Genomic DNA, 16,332 nt, shown 5'->3' on the forward strand with positions numbered 1-16,332 from the left:
GATCGACGCCGCCGGCCGGGTGATCGAGTGCCACGGCACATATCTGATTGCAGAAACGCCGGCTACCTGAGTAGACGGCATTCCCGTACACAGGGTGCCTGACGGGACTCGACCCCGCGCGGGGGACTCGTCGGTGTACGTGGCCGTTAGCCCACGTTGTGCAGCGGCTCAAAAGCGGCCCGCCATCGTCAAGATGACCAATCGCGAAGCGCTCTGATCCGGATCAGGTGTAAGCGACGTGGACGCCGTGGATGTGACCCTCGAAGGGGAAGGGGGCCCGCTCGCGGTAGTCCAGTGAGACGGGCGATCCGAGACATATTCCGATGTCAAGGCAGTCGTTGGCCGTGAACAGCAGCGGTGCGCTGACGGGTACCTGTCCCTGCCCCACCACCTCGCCATTGACACGCAGGGCAATGTCGAGCGGGCCCGCGGGTCGCGGCTCGGCGTAGCGGGTTTCCACGACGATCGTCGCTGATCCCGGGGGAAGCTTCGTCGCCGACCGGATCTTGGTGCGCTGCAGAATGAACAGGTTGTATTCGTAGCAGAGATAGCCGTCGTCCAGGTAGCAGGTCAGCCCGCCGGCGGCCGCCCCGAGTGCGTAAAGGACGCCGTTGGCGTTGCTGGGCAGATCCGCGTCGATCGTCACGGTGTTGTTCTTGTTTCCCAGAGCGGGCGCACAGAATTCGGGCATCCGGATGGTGTCGCTGGAGAATTGCCATTCCCGGTAGGGCGGCGCGATGCGCAGTTCAGGGTGGTAGACGGGGACCCAGAGCCCACCGCCGACGGGCAGCACCGAGTTGCGAGCGGCCTCGATCGCGAACATCTCGCGCATCTGGACGAGCTTGTCGGGGTGTTGTTCGGCGAGGTCCGTCGCTTGTGACCAGTCGTCGTCGAGGTGATAAAGCTCCCACTGGTCGTTGTCGGGAGTCCACGACTCGATGCCTTCGGGCGCACCAGGGACCCAGGGCAGCCGAGGGCCGCGCGCGGAGGCGAGCCAGCCGTCATGGTAGATCGCCCGGCTGCCCATGATCTCGAAGTACTGCGTCGGCTTCCCACCGGGCGCGTGGCGGTCGACCAGCGTGCCGGCGAAGCTCGCTCCGGCTATCGGGATCTGCGGTTCTCCGTTGACCGTGCGCGGCGCCACGATTCCGATGATGTCGTAGATGGTCGGCACGACGTCGTTGCAGTGCAGGAACAGGTCGCGAGGCGTCGGGTCAGGATCGACCTTGGCCGGCCACCTGATCGCCATCGGATTGCGGGTGCCGCCGAGATGGGATGCCAACAGCTTCATGCCCTTATACGGCGTGCTGCCCGCCCACGCCCATGCCGCGTGGTACTGATTGTCAACCAACGGCGACCCCAGCGCGTCCAAGCCGCCCAGCTCTTCGAGGGTGTCGATATGCTGGCGAACGGTGGTCGGAATGCCGTTCTGCGCCAAGAGCTCTGCGATGGTTCCGTTCTGACCCTCGCCGGAGGAGCCGTTGTCGCCCCAGATGTAGACGAAGAGCGTGTTCTCCCCGTATCCCAGTCGGTCGAGTTCGTCGGCGATGCGGCCGACCTGCACATCGACGTGCTCGGCGTAGCCCGCCGCCACCTCCATGAGCCGGCGTTGGAAGGGCTTCTCGTCCTCGGGGATGCTGTCCCAGGAGGCCAGTGTGGCATCGCGCTCGGTGAGCTGGCAGTCCTGTGGAATCCAGCCCTTCTCCTTGGCGGCGGCGAACACCCGCTCCCGGTATGCGTCCCAGCCGTCGTCGAACTTGCCGGCGTAGCGGTCGGCCCACTCCTTCATGATGTGGTGCGGTCCGTGCAGACAACCGCTGGCCCAGTACATGAAAAACGGCTTGTCTGCATTGAAGGCTTTGTGCCGCCGCAGCCAGCTGATGGCGTCGTCGGCCAGATCCTCGGACAGGTGGTAGCCCTCCTCCGGCGTCTTCGGGGGAGCGACCACGGTGGTGTTGCGCACCAAATGCGGCTCGTACTGCGACGCCTCACCGGCGAGAAAGCCGTAGAAGTACTCGAATCCCAGCCCGGTGGGCCAGTTCTCGAACGGACCGGCCGCCGTCGTCTCTTCGGCAGGGGTGTTATGCCACTTGCCGAACGCCGAGGTGGCGTAGCCGTACTGCTTGAGTACCTCGGCCACCGTCGCGCTGCTGCGCGGGATCTTGCCGGCGTAACCGTCCCAGTCATTGGCCAGCTCAGCGATCTGGCCGTTGCCGATCTCGTGGTGGTTGCGCCCGGTCAACAGCGACGCCCGAGTGGGCGAGCACATCGCGGTGGTATGAAAGCGATTGTAGGACACACCCTCCGAGCAGATTCGGTCCATGGTGTCGGTGCGGACCTCGCCGCCGAACGTGGTGGGCAGACCCGGCCCTGCGTCGTCGATCAGCACGATCACCACGTTGGGGGCTCCGTCGCCCAGTCGCCGCGGAACGACGCGCTGGGCGTACGTGGAGTCCTGCAGAGTGCGGCCGGCCACACTGGCCGAGGGCACGGGCGCGAACGGCAGGGTCTCACCACCGGGCAGTTTCGGGGCTACCACATCGTTGGTCATCGTCGTCCCTTCGCCGTGTTCGGTTGCGTTGTCACTGTAGGGAACTCACATCGTGTCGTGGTGTCAGTCGAGGAAGGGATTGCGTGACGGCAGCGGCTTGATCAGCGGATCGAGCAGTTTGGCCGACTGCTCGACGCTGAGGACGTCGCCGGGGTACAGCGGGATGATCTCGCGCACGGTGTCGTCGTACTCCCAGACGTCCTCGCCGATCAACCGGCCGCGGTCATCGTAAGGCCAGATCATGTGCTCCGCTGTCTTGACCAGGTAGTAGGCATTGGGATCGACCGGCGCACCCTCGGCTGCCAATATGTGGCCAGGCGTTTGCTGGTAGATCAGCGACGTGGACACGATCATGTGGTCGCTGACTGCCAACTTCTCATCCTCGGCGTAGAAGATGCACTGTGCGGACTGCGACCATTCGTGGTAGACCGCCTTGACCGCCTCGGCGCCGTTGAGCGTGAGGGTCTTGCCCAGCATCGTGAAGTGGTAGACCGGCGCCTCGACAGTCATGTCGGGCGCGAAAATTTCCTCGTAGCGACCGGCCATCTCCAGATAGCGGTGCCGGTTGTAGGCGTGCAAGAGGTAGAGATGCCGTGGGTTCTCGGTCGTCTGGATCAGGCGCTCCACCGCGCGGTTGGTCTGGGTGATGTCGAATCTGGTCATATCGATTCCTTTCAGGCTGTCGCGAACATCGTTCGCAGTTCTGATTTCTTGAATTTGCCTGTGGCAGAGCACGGAAGCGCGGCGACGAACTCGACACGATCGGGCAGCTGCCACTTGGCGAACTCCTCGGCGAGGTGGTCGCGCAGTTCTTCAGGCGATGCCGTCGCGTTGTCCCGTAAGACCACGACCGCCAGCGGGCGTTCGCCCCAGCGGTCGTCGGGCACGGCGATCACGGCGGCCTGGGCGACCGAGGGGTGCGACATGAGCTGGTTCTCCAGGTCCACCGAGGAGATCCACTCACCGCCCGATTTGACGAGATCCTTAGAGCGATCGCAGATGCGAATGCAGCCGTGCGGATCGATGCGAACGACGTCGCCGGTCCGGAACCATCCATCGTCGGTGAAGTTCTCGGCGCCCCGGCCCCCGTGATAGCTGCCCGTCACCCAGGGGCCGCGCACTTCGAGTTCTCCCATGGCCGCGTCGTCCCACGCGATGGTCTCGCCGTTGTCGTCGCGGGCGCGGATCTCGACGAATGGGCTCGCGACACCTTGGCGCGTGCGGTAGCCGTACCGTTCATCCTGTCCGCCGGTGTCCAGGTGCTCGGGCAGCCGGCAGACTGCTCCCAAGGGTGCGGTCTCGGTCATCCCCCATGCCTGCACCACCGTCAGTCCGTGGCGGTCGAATCCCTCGAACATGGACTGCGGGACTGCCGCCCCGCCGACAATCAGCCGGTCCAATTCCGGCAGCTTCCACCGATCGGGCTCGGCGTCGAGCGCTGCGAGCATGCCCATCCAGACGGTGGGAACGCCGGCCGTCATGGTGACGTGTTCATTCGCGCACAAGTCGAGCACGCTTTCGGGATCAAGGCGTGGACCGGGCAGCACCAGTCGGGCGCCCGCGAGAGCCGCGGCATACGGCAGGCCCCACGCATTGGCGTGGAACATCGGGACGACTGGCAGGACGGTATCCCTGGCCGACACCGCCAGCTGGTCGGGCAGTGCCGAGACGAGCGAATGCAGCACCAAGGCGCGATGTGAGTACACGACACCCTTGGGTCGACCGGTGGTACCGGAGGTGTAGCACATCGCCGCCGGTTGACGCTCATCGAGCGCAGACCATTCGACGGGTTCGGCGTGCGCGAGCAGCGTCTCGTAGTCGAGGGTTCCGGCCGCCTCGCCGGAGTGGTTCACGACGATAATGTGAGCGAAATCGCGTGTGGCGCGGAAACTTTCGAACACTTCCAGCAGCGACTCGTCGACGACGATCACGGTGTCCCCGGCGTCGTTGACGATAAAGCCGAGTTCGTCGGGGAAGAGCCGCGGGTTAAGGGTGTGGATAACGGCACCCATTGCGGGCACCGCGAAGTACAACTCCAGGTGCTCACTCTGGTTCCACATCAGCGTGGCCACCCGGTCGCCGACGCCGACGCCCAGCGAGCGCAGTGCGGCGGCGAGCCGGCGAGCACGTGACGCGCAGGCGCCGAAGGTGGTCCGACTCACCGCGCCGGATGGCCGACGCGAGATCACCGCCTGACCGGCGTGGAACCGTTCGGCCCGTTCGACGATGCCGGTCAACGTGAGTTGGTGATCCATACTGCCGCTGGCGATGTCAGGGTTCATGAGCTTGCCTTTCTGCGGGTCGTTGGCGCGGTACGCAGGTCCGTGACTTGCGGTGGCGCCGTGTGTTGGGATGCGTGTTCGGTGAGTTCGGCCAGCCCGGCCCGCAACGCGCCGAGAATCGTCCAGGGGTCGTCAACCAGATCGCGGTCGACGACCACGCCGAATTCCAGCGAGTCCTGGTAGCTCATCACGGTGATGTTGATGCCGATTCCGTCGAGCACGCCGGACACCGGAACCTGGGCGTGCTGACGGGCGCCGCCCAGATACAGCGGAGTCGACGGGCCCGGGACGTTCGAAATCATCACGTTCGCAGGCTGATTCAGGCCGCGCATCCCCGCCAGTCGGGAGGTCGCGCGGGCAGCTTGGGCCAGCAGGGCGGGGGGTATGAAGTGGTTGGCGTCTTGTAGCAACGATGCCGGCAGCGCGCGCTGACGCTCTTTGGCCGCTCGCATAGCGCTGGTGATGCGAGCCAATCGCTGCACCGGGTCGGCCTCGTCTGTTGGTAGCTCGGTGAGCATCACAGACACCCGATTGCCGAAGGTGCCCTGCTGCTCCGGGGTACGCACCGACATCGGTACGAAGCCGGCGAGCGGCTCGGCGGGCAGTTCGCCGCGCTCATCGAGCCAGGAACGCAGTCCCGAGGTGCAGACTGCGACGACGACGTCGTTGACGGTGCACCCGAAAGTGTTCTTGATCGCCTTGACCTCGCGCAGCGACATCGATCCGAACGCGACGCGACGGTGCGGAGACACCCGCGCCTGGAATCGGGTGCGAGGCGCGGTGATGTCGCTGCCCGGTGCCGGCAACCTGTTGGACGGGGCAGGTATCGCGCGTTTGATCGCCCTGCTGGTGCGCGCGACGAGCTTTACGCCCGGCAGATGCCGGATCGTCGGGACGTCGTCGAGATGTGGCAGCGCGGTCGGACCTGCGCGCATCACCCGCATCGGTTGGCTCATCAGACCGACCAGACCGCGGCCGAGCATCTCGAGATCCGAGGGGAACGGCTCGGCGACGACGGGCGGTGCCGGGTGGCTTTCGCTGTCGGCGCTTCCGTCGAGCAGGATGCTCATCACCTCGGCGCCCGACACCCCATCGACAGCGGCGTGATGCATCTTGGTCAGCACCGCCACCCGGCCATCGTCGAGTCCGCCGATGACGTAGACCTCCCATAGTGGGCGAGCCCGGTCGAGCTGGCGGCCGATGATCCGGGCAACCTGTTCGGCGAGTTGGCGATCGCTTCCGGGCGCCGGCAGCGCGAGTTCCCGGACGTGATACTCGATGTCGAAGGTGCCGTCGTCGACCCAGTACGGGTAGTCGAGGGACAGCGGTACCTGAGCCAGCCGCCAACGGAACGTGGGCAGCAGGTGCAGGCGTCGGCTGATCAGCTCACGGACCAGCGCCGCGTCGAGCGGACGGCCCGAATCGGTCTCCGAGTCGTAGATTCCAAGAACGCTGACGTGCCCTTGCACCCGATCGTTCTCCATCGCCAGGAACTGCGTGTCGAGGCTGGTCAGTTGTCGCATGTATTGATGGTCTGCCAGAGGGCGCAACCTTTTCTTGTCCGTGGTCGCCAACGATGTGTCCCGCTGTTGTCGAATATCCGCACTACTCCGGAAGTCACAGCGCTAACGTGCACGTCATGGAGCCGAGCTGGGACGGCGCCCAGCGCGACGACGAGCGTCGCGTATGGGCGGCGGTGCTGCGGCCGGCGGGTGCCGAACTCGCCGACCGCGCAGCAGAGATCGCCGCCTTGGCGAACGAGCACACCAGTGCACGGCTGCCCGAGCTGCTCGCGAGCCCAGAGGCTATTGAAGTGAACCGTTCGAGCACCGAGGCGAGTATTCGAGATTTCGCTGCGGTGCTCATCGACGGAGCCGATCCGGCTGATGCAGCCGACCTGCCCGCGCCGACCCTCGCCTACGCCCGCGACGGTGCACAACACGGCGTCGAACTGACCACCTTGATGCGCAGCTATCGACTCGCGCACGCCGCGATCGCGCGCTGCTTCGTCGAGATCCTCGATGCGCACGCGGACAACGCCGATGATCGAAAGCTGGCCGCGGAGTTGGGTTCGGCGTGGATGTTCGCTTACGTCGACGCCGCCCTATGCCAGGCTGAGCAGGTCTACACCGCCGAACGCGACCGCTGGGTACGTAGCGCGGCGGCCAGTCAAGTTGACACCATCAGGACGATCCTGGCGGGCCAACCCATCGACACCGAGGTGGCCACGCGCCGGCTGCGTCACGAAGTCCGCCGGTGGCACGTGGCCGTGATCGCCTGGCTCGATACCCACGAGGAGGGCCGGAATACGCAGGCGATCCTCGAATCAGCGGTCCGCGACATCGGTTCCGCGATCGGCAATCAGAATCCGCTGCTGTACCCCCTTGGCATCCTGTCGGTTGCGGCATGGGTCAGTACGCACAGTGAAATTCCATCAAAGGTGTTGGATCAGTTGCGCTTCCGCACAACGGCTGCACCGGGAGTCCGTGTTGCGATCGGCGAGCCCGGCCGCGGGCTGACCGGCCTGAGATCGAGTCACGTCGAGGCTCTTGAAGCGCAACGGATTGCGCGGCTGGCGCAGTGGCCGGTGGGTACGGTGACCAGATACCAAACGGTCTCGTTGCGCGCGATCGCCACGGTCGACGTGGAACAGACCCGGACTTTCGTGCGGCGCGAACTGGGCCGGTTAGGCGAGACGGACGAAACCACCCGCCGGCTCGCTGCCACCGTGCGCACGTATCTCGACGAGAACTGCAGTCGCGGCAGAACGGCCAAGCGGCTGCACGTCCACGAGAACACCGTCGCGTACCGAATTCGGCAGGCGGAGGAGATGCTGGGCCGTCCGATCGACAAGCGCACCCTCGAACTCCGCGCGGCACTGGTTCTCGCCGATCTGGTCGGGGAACAGGCGGGGGCTTTAGCGATAGCCAGCATCGACCGAGCCGAAACCCGGCTTGGTTCAGCACTGCCGATGTCGTGATCGACCAGCTAGCGGTTCAACATCGCATCGCGGACCCGCCCCGCACCCGCCCATTGGGCGAGGTCGCCGATGAGCAGAGGCGCTATTGCGCCGATGCCCACCAGCATCCGTAGGCCGGCCGACGCGATGGTTGTTTCCGCCCGGCCGCGCTCGACCGCGTCAGCGACCGCACGGGCGACATCCTGCGGGGAGCTGGTGCCGAATAGTCGGGGGAGTGATACGCCCGTATCGGCCAGCATGCCGGCGTCGCGGACCGGTCCGGGGAAGACAGTCGAGACACCGACGCCCGAGCCACGGAGTTCCTGCCGCAGGGCCAGCCCGAGTCCACGCAGTCCCCACTTAGTGGCCGTGTAGACGGTGCCGTTACCCGATGTCGCGACGAGCCCGGCCCCCGACGAGATGAAGACGATGTGACCGCGGCCGCGCCTGCGCATCGGCTCCATCGCCGCGCGCGCGAGGGCCGCGGGGGCTAATAGGTTGACGCGGACCGCATGCTCTATCTGCTCGTCACTCAACATGCCGAGATCCTCTGGGACGCCCACGCCGGCGTTGGCGACGAGCACGTCAACCGCCCCTGCGCGGTCGACCAGGGCGCGTACCTGGTCGAGATCGGTGAGGTCGGCGGTCACCGCGCGGGCGGAAGGGCCGAGCAGGCCGACCAGCCGGCGCAGTTCCGGCTCCCGCCTACCTGTGACCGTGAGACGGCAGCCCCGTGAGGCCATTTCGCGGGCAATGGCGCGGCCGATCCCGCCGGTCGCACCTGTCACCAATACGCTGCGTCCGTCGAGCTTCATTGTCGATACCTCTTCCCTTGCAAAGTCATTTCGTCAGCTCGGCGAGCCGGGTGGCCGCCCAGTGGGCCAGCGGCGGCGCGGCGCGCGAGAGCAGATACATCAGATGCGCCTCTGGCGCGATGGGGGCGACCGACTGGTTCCTGTCAACCGCACGAAGAATGTTGTGTGCCACCCGTTCCGGCGGGTAGCCGCGCTTCTGGTATGTCGACATCAGACGGTTGCGCCGTTGCTCGGCGTCGCCGTCACCGCGGATGGCACTGTTCTGTGTGATGGCAGTGTTGATGACTCCGGGGCATACCGCAGTGACACCGATGCGATGTGGGGCCAACTCCATGCTCAGTGCCTCGGACAACCCCAGCACCGCGAATTTCGTTGCGCTGTAGGCAGTCAGCTGCGGATTGGCCAGCAGACCCGCAGCCGACGACAGATTGACCACGTGACCTGGGCGGCCGGCATCGATCATCGTAGGCAAGAAAGCGTTGCAGCCGTGTACCACGCCCATCAGGTTGATGCCGACTAACCAGTCCCAATCCTTGACGCTGGTGTCCAGAAATCCGCCGACCAGCCCTACACCGGCGTTGTTGATCAGCAGGTCCACCGCACCGTAAAGGTCGACCGTCTCCTGCGCGAATCGCGACATCGCTTCGGAGTCAGCGACATCGACGCGTCGGGTCACAATCCGGCCACCGAAGCTGTGCGCCGTTGCGGCGGTGTCGGCGAGACCGATGTCGTTGATGTCGCACAGGGCCAGGTTGGCGCCGCGCCGTGCACACAACAGCGCCAGCTCGCGGCCGATACCGCTGCCGGCGCCGGTGATGACCGCGACGCGGTCGGTGAGATCCGCCGTTCTCAAGCGGGTTGATTTTCTGGGCATGCCGGAAACGTACGGCGGAGCCATGGTTTTCTGCTCGTGTGAAAGCGCCAAGACGGTCCACGCCTATTGTGCGAACGCGACAGAAGCGCTCAACCAAGCCGCTACGCGAGATTCGTCATGAGGTGGGAGCCGATCATCCGCAGGACCGCGTGCGCCGACGAAGCCTGGGATCGGGTGAAGCCGTGATCGATCGATGGTAGGCGGTGGTGCGTGACCGCGACTCCCCGGCCGGTCAGGTCGTGGGCGAGGCGGTCACCTTCGGGGCCCAGCGTGTCGAGCTCGCCGGTGATGATCAGTGTCGGCGGCATGGCGTCGGCCAGGCTTGCATCGAACACCGGCGATGCCAAAGGTTGAGAACGGGCGCGCGGGTCGGCCACGTAAGCGTCGATAGCGAGACGCTGAACCGGACGCGATATGCGCGGATACTTCTTGGCGGAGGTCCGGTCGGCGCGCGACAGGTCGAGGACGGGAAAGGCCAACGCGGCTGCCCGCAGCCGGATTTCGCGCCCAGGGTGTGCCTGCTGGCATACGTTGATCGCCAGCTTCGCGCCTGCGCTGGCTCCCGACACAGACATCCGAGCGGCGTCCCAGCCGCGCTCGCCCGCCGCGGTGCGGATCCAGCGCGCGATGTCGAAGCATTGTTCTTCTGCGACGGGATACTGGATTTGAGGCGCGGTCGCATAGTCGGCCAGCACCACCACCGCACCGACCTCCGAGGCGATGTACTCGGCGATGTACTCCTCGTGCCGCGGGTGGCGCACGATGAACGCACCGCCGTGAAGATGGAGATCGACCGGAAGGCGACCCACACCGCTTCGGGCCAGCGGGGCCTCGGGGTTGGGCCGATAGATCAGGCACTTGACCTTGCCGTGTCGGGTGGGCACATCGGCACACTCCGGTTCGGCGATGCGGCGGCTGGCGAGGCGGAAGCGCGGCGGCGCCGCGACCAGGGGTAGGACACGTTGTGCAGCGTGAGCTCCGACCCATGCAGCGACCCGACGCTGGGGATTAGCAGCCATACCGGTGGCTTCGCCGGCGCGGATTGTCCTCGCGTACCGGCCTCATTCGGTTTCCGCATCTGTTGGTGGCGGCTTCGACGGTTACCAGAAGGGTCGGCAGGCCTGAACGGTACGACGACATCGAGACTCGAATCTCTGCGGAGCCGGGGGGCTCGGGTTCGCTTGCCCGTCAAGTGTTGGGTGAGGTACGCGGCGTTGGCTTGTCTTGGTTGGACGAGAGGACGAGACCCTCTTGTGGTGATTGCACAAGGGCAGCCGCCACGTGCCGAAGAACAGCCGATGCGTCTCGGGTTTCGCGATGACATGGGCCCGGAACGACGCCGCCCCACCCGCGAATGTGCAGGTGGGGCGATGTCTCACCTCGGGTGGCTGACGGGACTCGAACCCGCGACAGCCAGGATCACAACCTGGTGCTCTACCAACTGAACTACAGCCACCATCGCCGCTCGGAAAGCGGCTTGGTCATACTAGCCGGTCGAGTCCCTCGGAGCCGAATCGTTGGTCGCGGCGGGTCCCAATTCTGCCGCGACCGCGGCGATGTCACTGGTCGACGGACCCGGGGGCGTTACGAAGGCCGTCTGCCGGTAGTAGCTCAGCTCGCGGATCGACTCGTGGATGTCGGCCAGCGCCCGGTGGGCGAGCCCCTTGTCCGGCTGGCCGAAGTAGATCCGCGGATACCAGCGGCGGCACAGCTCCTTGATCGAGCTGACATCGATCATGCGGTAGTGCAGGTAGTCGTCGAGCTTGGGCATGTCACGGGCGATGAAGCCCCGGTCGGTGGCGATCGAATTGCCCGCCAGCGGTGCCGTCTTGGCCGTCTTGATGTGTTCCCGGATGTAGGTCAGCACCATGTCCTCGGCGGTGGCGAGGTCGACGGTCGACGCGCGCACCTCGTCGATGAGGCCGGACTTGGTGTGCATCTGCGCAACGACGTCGATCATCGAGTCGAGCGCGTCGTTCTCGGCGTGGATCACCACGTCGAGGCCATCGCCCAGGATGTTCAGCTCGGAGTCGGTCACCAACACAGCGATTTCGATCAGCCGGTCGGACTTGAGGTCCAGGCCCGTCATCTCGCAGTCGATCCACACAAGTTCATCGCGCACAGCGCTCAACAGTAAGCCCCGCTTCGACCCGGGGCTGTACACGGGCCGCTGACACCCGTCGAAAGGAGGCGTTGCCCCGATAAGGTTCGTCGCATGACGACCGAGCCGACGGCTACTCCCGCGCAGCAGATCGCCGCGGGTTATGCCGTCGACGGCGCGGCGCTGGAGCTCGGAGCGGTCGTCGTCGACGGCGTGTGTGACCCGTCGGCGCGGGTGCGTATCCCGCTGGGGATGCTGAACCGGCACGGTCTGGTTGCGGGCGCCACCGGAACAGGGAAGACGAAATCGCTGCAGGTGCTCGCCGAGCAGCTGTCGTCGGCCGGCGTGCCGGTTGTGATGGCCGACGTGAAAGGAGATCTGTCCGGACTGTCGCGGCCAGGCGAGCCCGGCGAGAAGATCACCGAGCGGGCCGCCGACACCGGCGACGACTGGACACCCACCGCGTACCCCGTCGAGTTCCTGTCGCTCGGCACATCCGGAGTCGGGGTGCCAGTCCGCGCGACGATCACCGGCTTCGGGCCGATCCTGCTGTCGAAGGTGCTGGGACTCAACAAAACTCAGGGATCGACGCTCGGTCTGATCTTCCACTGGGCCGATCAGCAGGGGCTCGCGTTGCTCGACCTGAAGGATCTGCGCTCGGTCATCCAGTACCTGACGAGCGATGAGGGCAAGCCGCAACTCAAGGCACTCGGCGCGGTCTCCACGACGACGGCTGGGGTGATCCTGCGCGCCCTGGTCAACCTCGAAGCCGACGGCGGCGACGCCTTTTTCGGTGAGCCCGAACTCGAACCGGGCGACCTGCTGCGCGTCGACAGCTCGGGCCGCGGCATAATCACACTGTTCGAGCTGGGCAGCCAGGCCACGCGCCCGGTGATGTTCTCGACGTTCCTCATGTGGGTGCTCGCCGAACTTTTCACCACGCTGCCCGAAGTGGGTGACGTCGAGAAACCCAAGCTGGTGTTCGTCTTCGACGAGGCGCACCTGCTGTTCGCCGATGCATCCAAGGCGTTTCTCGAGCAGGTCGAGCAGACGGTGAAACTGATCCGCTCCAAGGGGGTCGGGGTGCTGTTCTGCACACAGATGCCGACCGACATCCCGAAAGAAGTGCTCAGCCAGCTCGGCGCGCGAGTTCAGCACGCGCTGCGCGCCTTCACGCCCGACGATCAGAAGGCGCTCGCCAAGACGGTGCGCACCTACCCGAAAAGCGATGTCTACGACCTGGAGTCGGCGCTGACGTCACTGGGTACCGGCGAGGCCGTCGTCACCGTGCTTTCCGAGAACGGCGTCCCCACACCGGTCGCGTGGACCAGGATGCGCGCCCCGCGATCGCTGATGGACACCATCGGCCCGGACGCGATGGCAGCCGCCGCCACAGCCAGCCCGCTCTACGCGGAGTACGGCCAGACCATCGACCGGGACTCGGCCTACGAACGCCTGACCGCGAAGCTCGCACCGCCACCGCAGCCGCCGGTCTCTGTGCCGCCGACGGTCGAGGTGCCGCCGATGCCGGCGCCCGCGCAGCGGGAGGAACCCGGCTTCCTCGACCAGATGATGGAGAGCCCCGCATTCAAGAGCGCGATGCGCTCGGCGGGCACCGTCATCGGCCGCGAGATCACCCGCAGCATCTTCGGTACAGGCCGCCGGAGGCGCAGGCGCTGAAAGGTCAGTCGCCGCCGAGCTTCTTGTACACCGCGCCGACGATCGGGGCGACGACGGAGCGAGGTGCGTAACCGCTGGCCGCCGACATCGCCTTCGACGTCACACCGGGCACGACGCGCATCTTGTTGCGCTCCAGCCCATCCAGCGAGACCTTCGCCGTGTACTCGGTGTCAATCCAGAGGAAGTCGGGGATCAACCTCTCGACGAGTGACTGCTCGTCAGGGTTGGGCAGGTCGGTGCGCACCGGGCCGGGCGCGAGCACGGTGACGTGCACGCCCGCCGATTTGACCTCCCCGCGCAGCGATTCACTGAAAGTGTTCGCGAACGCCTTCGTCGCGGCGTAGGTGGCGTTGTTCGGAATGGGGGAGTTGCCTGCCGCCGACCCCGAGATGAGAATCCCGCCCGCCCGGCGCCCGACCATGCCGGGGAGCACCGCCAGCACGAGGTCGTGCACGCCGAGGACGTTGAGCTGCACCTGCTTTCGCTCCTCCGCGGGATCGAGTGCGGCGACGGGCCCGAACGTCGCCGTGCCTGCGTTGGCGCACAGGATCGAGATGTCGCGTGCCGCGAGCTCCTCGCAGAAGATGTCGCGTGCGGCGGGGTCGGCGAGGTCGACGGCACGCACCTCGACTGTCACGCCGTACTCGGCGCGCAGTCGCTCGGCAAGCGCGTTGAGCACTTCCTCGCGACGCGCCGTGATGATCAGATGGTGGCCGCGGCGTGCGAGCTCGACGGCCAGCGCTTCGCCGATGTTCTGTGATGCGCCGGTGACGACGGCTCGGGCGTCCGCGCCGGGAGCGGGTACTGGCATGGGCCGGACTATATCGTGGGCGCTCATGAGCGAGGTGTCGCCCACGACCGGTTCCCCCGCCGCCGCGACCCGCTCGCGCGTGGTGGCTTGGGCGATGTGGGATTTCGGGGCCACCGCCATCAATGCGATCGTCATCACGTTCGTGTTCACGGTGTACCTGACGACGACGGTCGGCGACGATCTGCCGGGTGAGACGACTCCGGCCAGTTGGCTGGGACGTGCGCTGGCGCTGGCCGGACTCGTGGTGGCGCTGCTGGCCCCGGTGACCGGGGTCTGGGTGGACGCGCCGTCCCGGCGGCGCAAAGCACTGGCAATCCTGACCGGACTGGTGGTCCTGCTGACCGCGTCGCTGAGCCTGATCCGCGATGATCATCGCTATCTGTGGCCGGGGCTGGTCCTGCTGGCCTGTACTGCGGCGTGCAGCGAGTTGGCGACGGTGCCCTACAACGCGATGCTGCGCGAACTGTCCACGCCGCAGACGTCGGGCCGGATCTCCGGATTCGGTTTGGCACTGGGCTATTTCGGCAGTGTGCTGGCGCTGCTCGTCGTCTATCTGGGGTTCATCTCCGGCGACGGAGACACCCGTGGCCTGTTGGGCCTGTCAATCGACGACGGACAGAACGTGCGCGCCGCGATGCTGCTCGTGGCGGCCTGGTTCGCGCTGTTCGCTCTGCCGCTGCTGATCCTGACGCCCGGCCGCGCGCAGGAGAAGCCTCCCCGGGTCGGCTTCCTGGGTGCCTACCGACGGTTGTGGCAGGAGGTGCGCACCGAGTGGCGCCGCGACCGCAACGTCGTCTACTACCTGGGCGCCAGCGCGGTGTTCAGAGACGGCCTCACCGGGGTGTTCACCTTCGGGGCCGTGCTCGGCGTGAACGTCTACGGGGTGTCCGAGGCCGATGTGCTGCTGTTCGGGGTCGCCGCGTGCGTCGTCGCCGCGCTCGGGTCGGTGGTCGGCGGCCGCGCCGACGACAGGGTCGGCTCCAAGCCGGTGATCGTCGCCTCGCTGGTGGCGATGATCGTGGTCGGCCTGACTCTGATGGTGCTTTCGGGTGTGATGGCGTTCTGGGCGTGCGGCCTGCTGCTGTGCCTGTTCATCGGTCCGACGCTGTCATCGGCGCGCACGCTGATGATGCGGATGGCCGCCCACGGCAAGGAAGGCGTCACGTTCGGGCTCTACACGACGGCCGGGCGCGCCGCGACTTTTCTGGCGCCGTGGCTGTTTTCGGTGTTCATCGACGTTTTCGACAGCTACCGCGCCGGAATGGGCGGGCTGGTGCTCGTGCTCGTCCTCGGGTTGGTGCTGTTCCTGCCCGTGCACGCGCCGCACCGGCGGACCGACTCGGCGTGAGTCGTCGACCCGCTACCCCTCCGGCGTGCAGATCGTCAGGCCTGCGCCCGTCCGCATGTCCAGCTGGTCGCCGTTGACCGAGATCGAGCAGGTCACCTCACGGCCGACATTGATGATGCTGATGCTTGCCGACGACTCTCCCGGCTGGGGCAGCGACACTTCCTTGCTCCACGGCAGCATCACGTTGAACTCGGTCTGTAGCAGCCCGCCGGTGTCGACGTAGGTGATGTTGATGGCGCGGCCGGTGCCCTCGACCGTGTAGACGACGGTGTCGGTGGCGCCGGGAACCGTCGGTGTGGTCGGTGTGGTGGGCGAACTCGGCAGCGTGGGGAGCGGGAGCACCGGAGTCGAGGGCCTCGTGGTCGGAGTCCGCGACGTCGTGGTGGGGGAGGGAGTGTAGGACGGTTCGGGTTGCGAGGGCAGTGGTGCCCTCACCGTTTGCTGCTCTGAACTACCCACGATGACCAGCGCGATCACCAGCCCGATCACCATGACGACGGCAACACCGGCGACGATCCACAGCCAGCGCGGTGACTTCGGTCCCTCAGGTGGCGGCTCCGAGCCGTAACCCTGTGGGGGCTGGGGCGGATACTGGCCGGTCGCGTACGGGTCGAAGCCGTACGGCGAGTACGCGGGGAGGCGTTCGGTCGGGCGTGGCGGCTGGTACGGGGAGCCGTAGGGCGCCTGGCTCGCGTACGCAGGATCGGAGTACCCCGGGTAGCCGGGGTCGCCGCCGCCGCCTGGTTGCTCCTCGCGTGCGCGGAAACCCCACTGGTCGTCAGGTCCGCCCCGGCCGTACTGCTCCTTGCGTCCGCGGTCAGGTGAATCCGTCATGCCCACCTCATGGCTGCAGGGTACCTGTGCAGCCGCTCAGTGCATCCGCACCGGCCCACCCGTCACGGCCGCCGCCG

13 protein-coding genes and 1 tRNA gene are annotated in these 16,332 nt (G+C 66.5%); 3 read left to right on the forward strand and 11 right to left on the reverse strand.

Annotation, left to right across the window (positions count from 1 at the left end; translation table 11 throughout):
- Window positions 1-223: 223 nt before the first annotated feature.
- From ACAG24_RS21250 to ACAG24_RS21265, 4 genes are all read right to left on the reverse strand, one after another.
- A complete protein-coding gene (locus ACAG24_RS21250; protein ID WP_370474395.1) occupies window positions 224-2,551 on the reverse strand; it encodes an arylsulfatase in 2,328 nt (775 codons plus the stop codon).
- 63 nt (window positions 2,552-2,614) lie between these two features.
- Window positions 2,615-3,214: a hypothetical protein gene (locus tag ACAG24_RS21255; protein ID WP_370474396.1), complete on the reverse strand. Its 600-nt coding sequence runs from the start codon at window positions 3,212-3,214 to the stop codon at window positions 2,615-2,617.
- Window positions 3,215-3,225: 11 nt separating this feature from the next.
- A complete protein-coding gene (locus ACAG24_RS21260) occupies window positions 3,226-4,833 on the reverse strand; it encodes a long-chain fatty acid--CoA ligase (protein ID WP_370474397.1) in 1,608 nt (535 codons plus the stop codon).
- On the reverse strand, window positions 4,830-6,356 hold the full coding sequence (locus tag ACAG24_RS21265; protein WP_370474398.1) for a WS/DGAT/MGAT family O-acyltransferase: 1,527 nt from the start codon (window positions 6,354-6,356) through the stop codon (window positions 4,830-4,832). The genes ACAG24_RS21260 and ACAG24_RS21265 overlap by 4 nt, the downstream gene beginning before the upstream one ends.
- A gap of 116 nt (window positions 6,357-6,472) precedes the next feature.
- Here ACAG24_RS21265 and ACAG24_RS21270 point away from each other — a divergent pair, with 116 nt between their 5' ends.
- Window positions 6,473-7,813, forward strand: coding sequence for a PucR family transcriptional regulator (locus ACAG24_RS21270; RefSeq protein ID WP_370474399.1), 1,341 nt, complete (start codon window positions 6,473-6,475; stop codon window positions 7,811-7,813).
- Window positions 7,814-7,821: 8 nt separating this feature from the next.
- On the opposite strand, the gene ACAG24_RS21275 is transcribed toward ACAG24_RS21270, so the two are convergent.
- The 5 genes from ACAG24_RS21275 to orn all read right to left on the reverse strand — a co-directional run bounded on the left by ACAG24_RS21275 (window position 7,822) and on the right by orn (window position 11,603).
- On the reverse strand, window positions 7,822-8,607 hold the full coding sequence (locus tag ACAG24_RS21275; protein ID WP_370474400.1) for an SDR family NAD(P)-dependent oxidoreductase: 786 nt from the start codon (window positions 8,605-8,607) through the stop codon (window positions 7,822-7,824).
- Window positions 8,608-8,632: 25 nt separating this feature from the next.
- Complete coding sequence (locus ACAG24_RS21280; RefSeq protein WP_370474401.1) at window positions 8,633-9,481, reverse strand: SDR family NAD(P)-dependent oxidoreductase; 849 nt, start codon at window positions 9,479-9,481, stop codon at window positions 8,633-8,635.
- A gap of 101 nt (window positions 9,482-9,582) precedes the next feature.
- The gene (locus tag ACAG24_RS21285) at window positions 9,583-10,500 is read right to left on the reverse strand and encodes an alpha/beta hydrolase fold domain-containing protein (protein WP_370474402.1); all 918 of its coding nucleotides are present in this window, start codon (window positions 10,498-10,500) and stop codon (window positions 9,583-9,585) included.
- Window positions 10,501-10,864: 364 nt separating this feature from the next.
- Window positions 10,865-10,937 (reverse strand) — tRNA-His (locus tag ACAG24_RS21290).
- A gap of 30 nt (window positions 10,938-10,967) precedes the next feature.
- Window positions 10,968-11,603, reverse strand: coding sequence for an oligoribonuclease (gene orn, locus ACAG24_RS21295; protein ID WP_370474403.1), 636 nt, complete (start codon window positions 11,601-11,603; stop codon window positions 10,968-10,970).
- 93 nt (window positions 11,604-11,696) lie between these two features.
- Between orn and ACAG24_RS21300 the strand changes: the two genes are divergently transcribed.
- Entirely contained in the window at window positions 11,697-13,262 is a 1,566-nt protein-coding gene (locus ACAG24_RS21300) for a helicase HerA-like domain-containing protein (protein ID WP_370474404.1), read from the forward strand.
- A gap of 4 nt (window positions 13,263-13,266) precedes the next feature.
- Here ACAG24_RS21300 and cmrA read toward each other — a convergent pair whose 3' ends face one another.
- Entirely contained in the window at window positions 13,267-14,073 is an 807-nt protein-coding gene (gene cmrA, locus ACAG24_RS21305) for a mycolate reductase (protein WP_370474405.1), read from the reverse strand.
- A 25-nt stretch (window positions 14,074-14,098) separates the two neighbouring features.
- Between cmrA and ACAG24_RS21310 the strand changes: the two genes are divergently transcribed.
- Window positions 14,099-15,421 (forward strand): MFS transporter, encoded by a 1,323-nt coding sequence (locus ACAG24_RS21310; RefSeq protein WP_370474406.1) that lies wholly within the window; start codon window positions 14,099-14,101, stop codon window positions 15,419-15,421.
- Window positions 15,422-15,433: 12 nt separating this feature from the next.
- Here the strand turns inward: ACAG24_RS21310 and ACAG24_RS21315 are convergent, their stop codons facing one another.
- Window positions 15,434-16,255, reverse strand: a complete 822-nt coding sequence (locus ACAG24_RS21315; protein ID WP_370474407.1) for an MmpS family transport accessory protein — start codon at window positions 16,253-16,255, stop codon at window positions 15,434-15,436.
- Window positions 16,256-16,332: the final 77 nt, after the last annotated feature.

The organism is Mycobacterium bulgaricum, assembly GCF_041287165.2.
Lineage (GTDB): Bacteria > Actinomycetota > Actinomycetes > Mycobacteriales > Mycobacteriaceae > Mycobacterium > Mycobacterium bulgaricum.

Bases quoted from the DNA above. Each gene is read 5' to 3' on its own strand.
- ACAG24_RS21250 (WP_370474395.1), bottom strand. From the start codon at position 2,551: ATGACCAACGATGTGGTAGCCCCGAAACTGCCCGGTGGTGAGACCCTG.
- ACAG24_RS21255 (WP_370474396.1), bottom strand. From the start codon at position 3,214: ATGACCAGATTCGACATCACCCAGACCAACCGCGCGGTGGAGCGCCTG.
- ACAG24_RS21260 (WP_370474397.1), bottom strand. From the start codon at position 4,833: ATGAACCCTGACATCGCCAGCGGCAGTATGGATCACCAACTCACGTTG.
- ACAG24_RS21265 (WP_370474398.1), bottom strand. From the start codon at position 6,356: ATGCGACAACTGACCAGCCTCGACACGCAGTTCCTGGCGATGGAGAAC.
- ACAG24_RS21270 (WP_370474399.1), top strand. From the start codon at position 6,473: ATGGAGCCGAGCTGGGACGGCGCCCAGCGCGACGACGAGCGTCGCGTA.
- ACAG24_RS21275 (WP_370474400.1), bottom strand. From the start codon at position 8,607: ATGAAGCTCGACGGACGCAGCGTATTGGTGACAGGTGCGACCGGCGGG.
- ACAG24_RS21280 (WP_370474401.1), bottom strand. From the start codon at position 9,481: ATGCCCAGAAAATCAACCCGCTTGAGAACGGCGGATCTCACCGACCGC.
- ACAG24_RS21285 (WP_370474402.1), bottom strand. From the start codon at position 10,500: ATGGCTGCTAATCCCCAGCGTCGGGTCGCTGCATGGGTCGGAGCTCAC.
- ACAG24_RS21300 (WP_370474404.1), top strand. From the start codon at position 11,697: ATGACGACCGAGCCGACGGCTACTCCCGCGCAGCAGATCGCCGCGGGT.
- cmrA (WP_370474405.1), bottom strand. From the start codon at position 14,073: ATGCCAGTACCCGCTCCCGGCGCGGACGCCCGAGCCGTCGTCACCGGC.
- ACAG24_RS21310 (WP_370474406.1), top strand. From the start codon at position 14,099: ATGAGCGAGGTGTCGCCCACGACCGGTTCCCCCGCCGCCGCGACCCGC.
- ACAG24_RS21315 (WP_370474407.1), bottom strand. From the start codon at position 16,255: ATGACGGATTCACCTGACCGCGGACGCAAGGAGCAGTACGGCCGGGGC.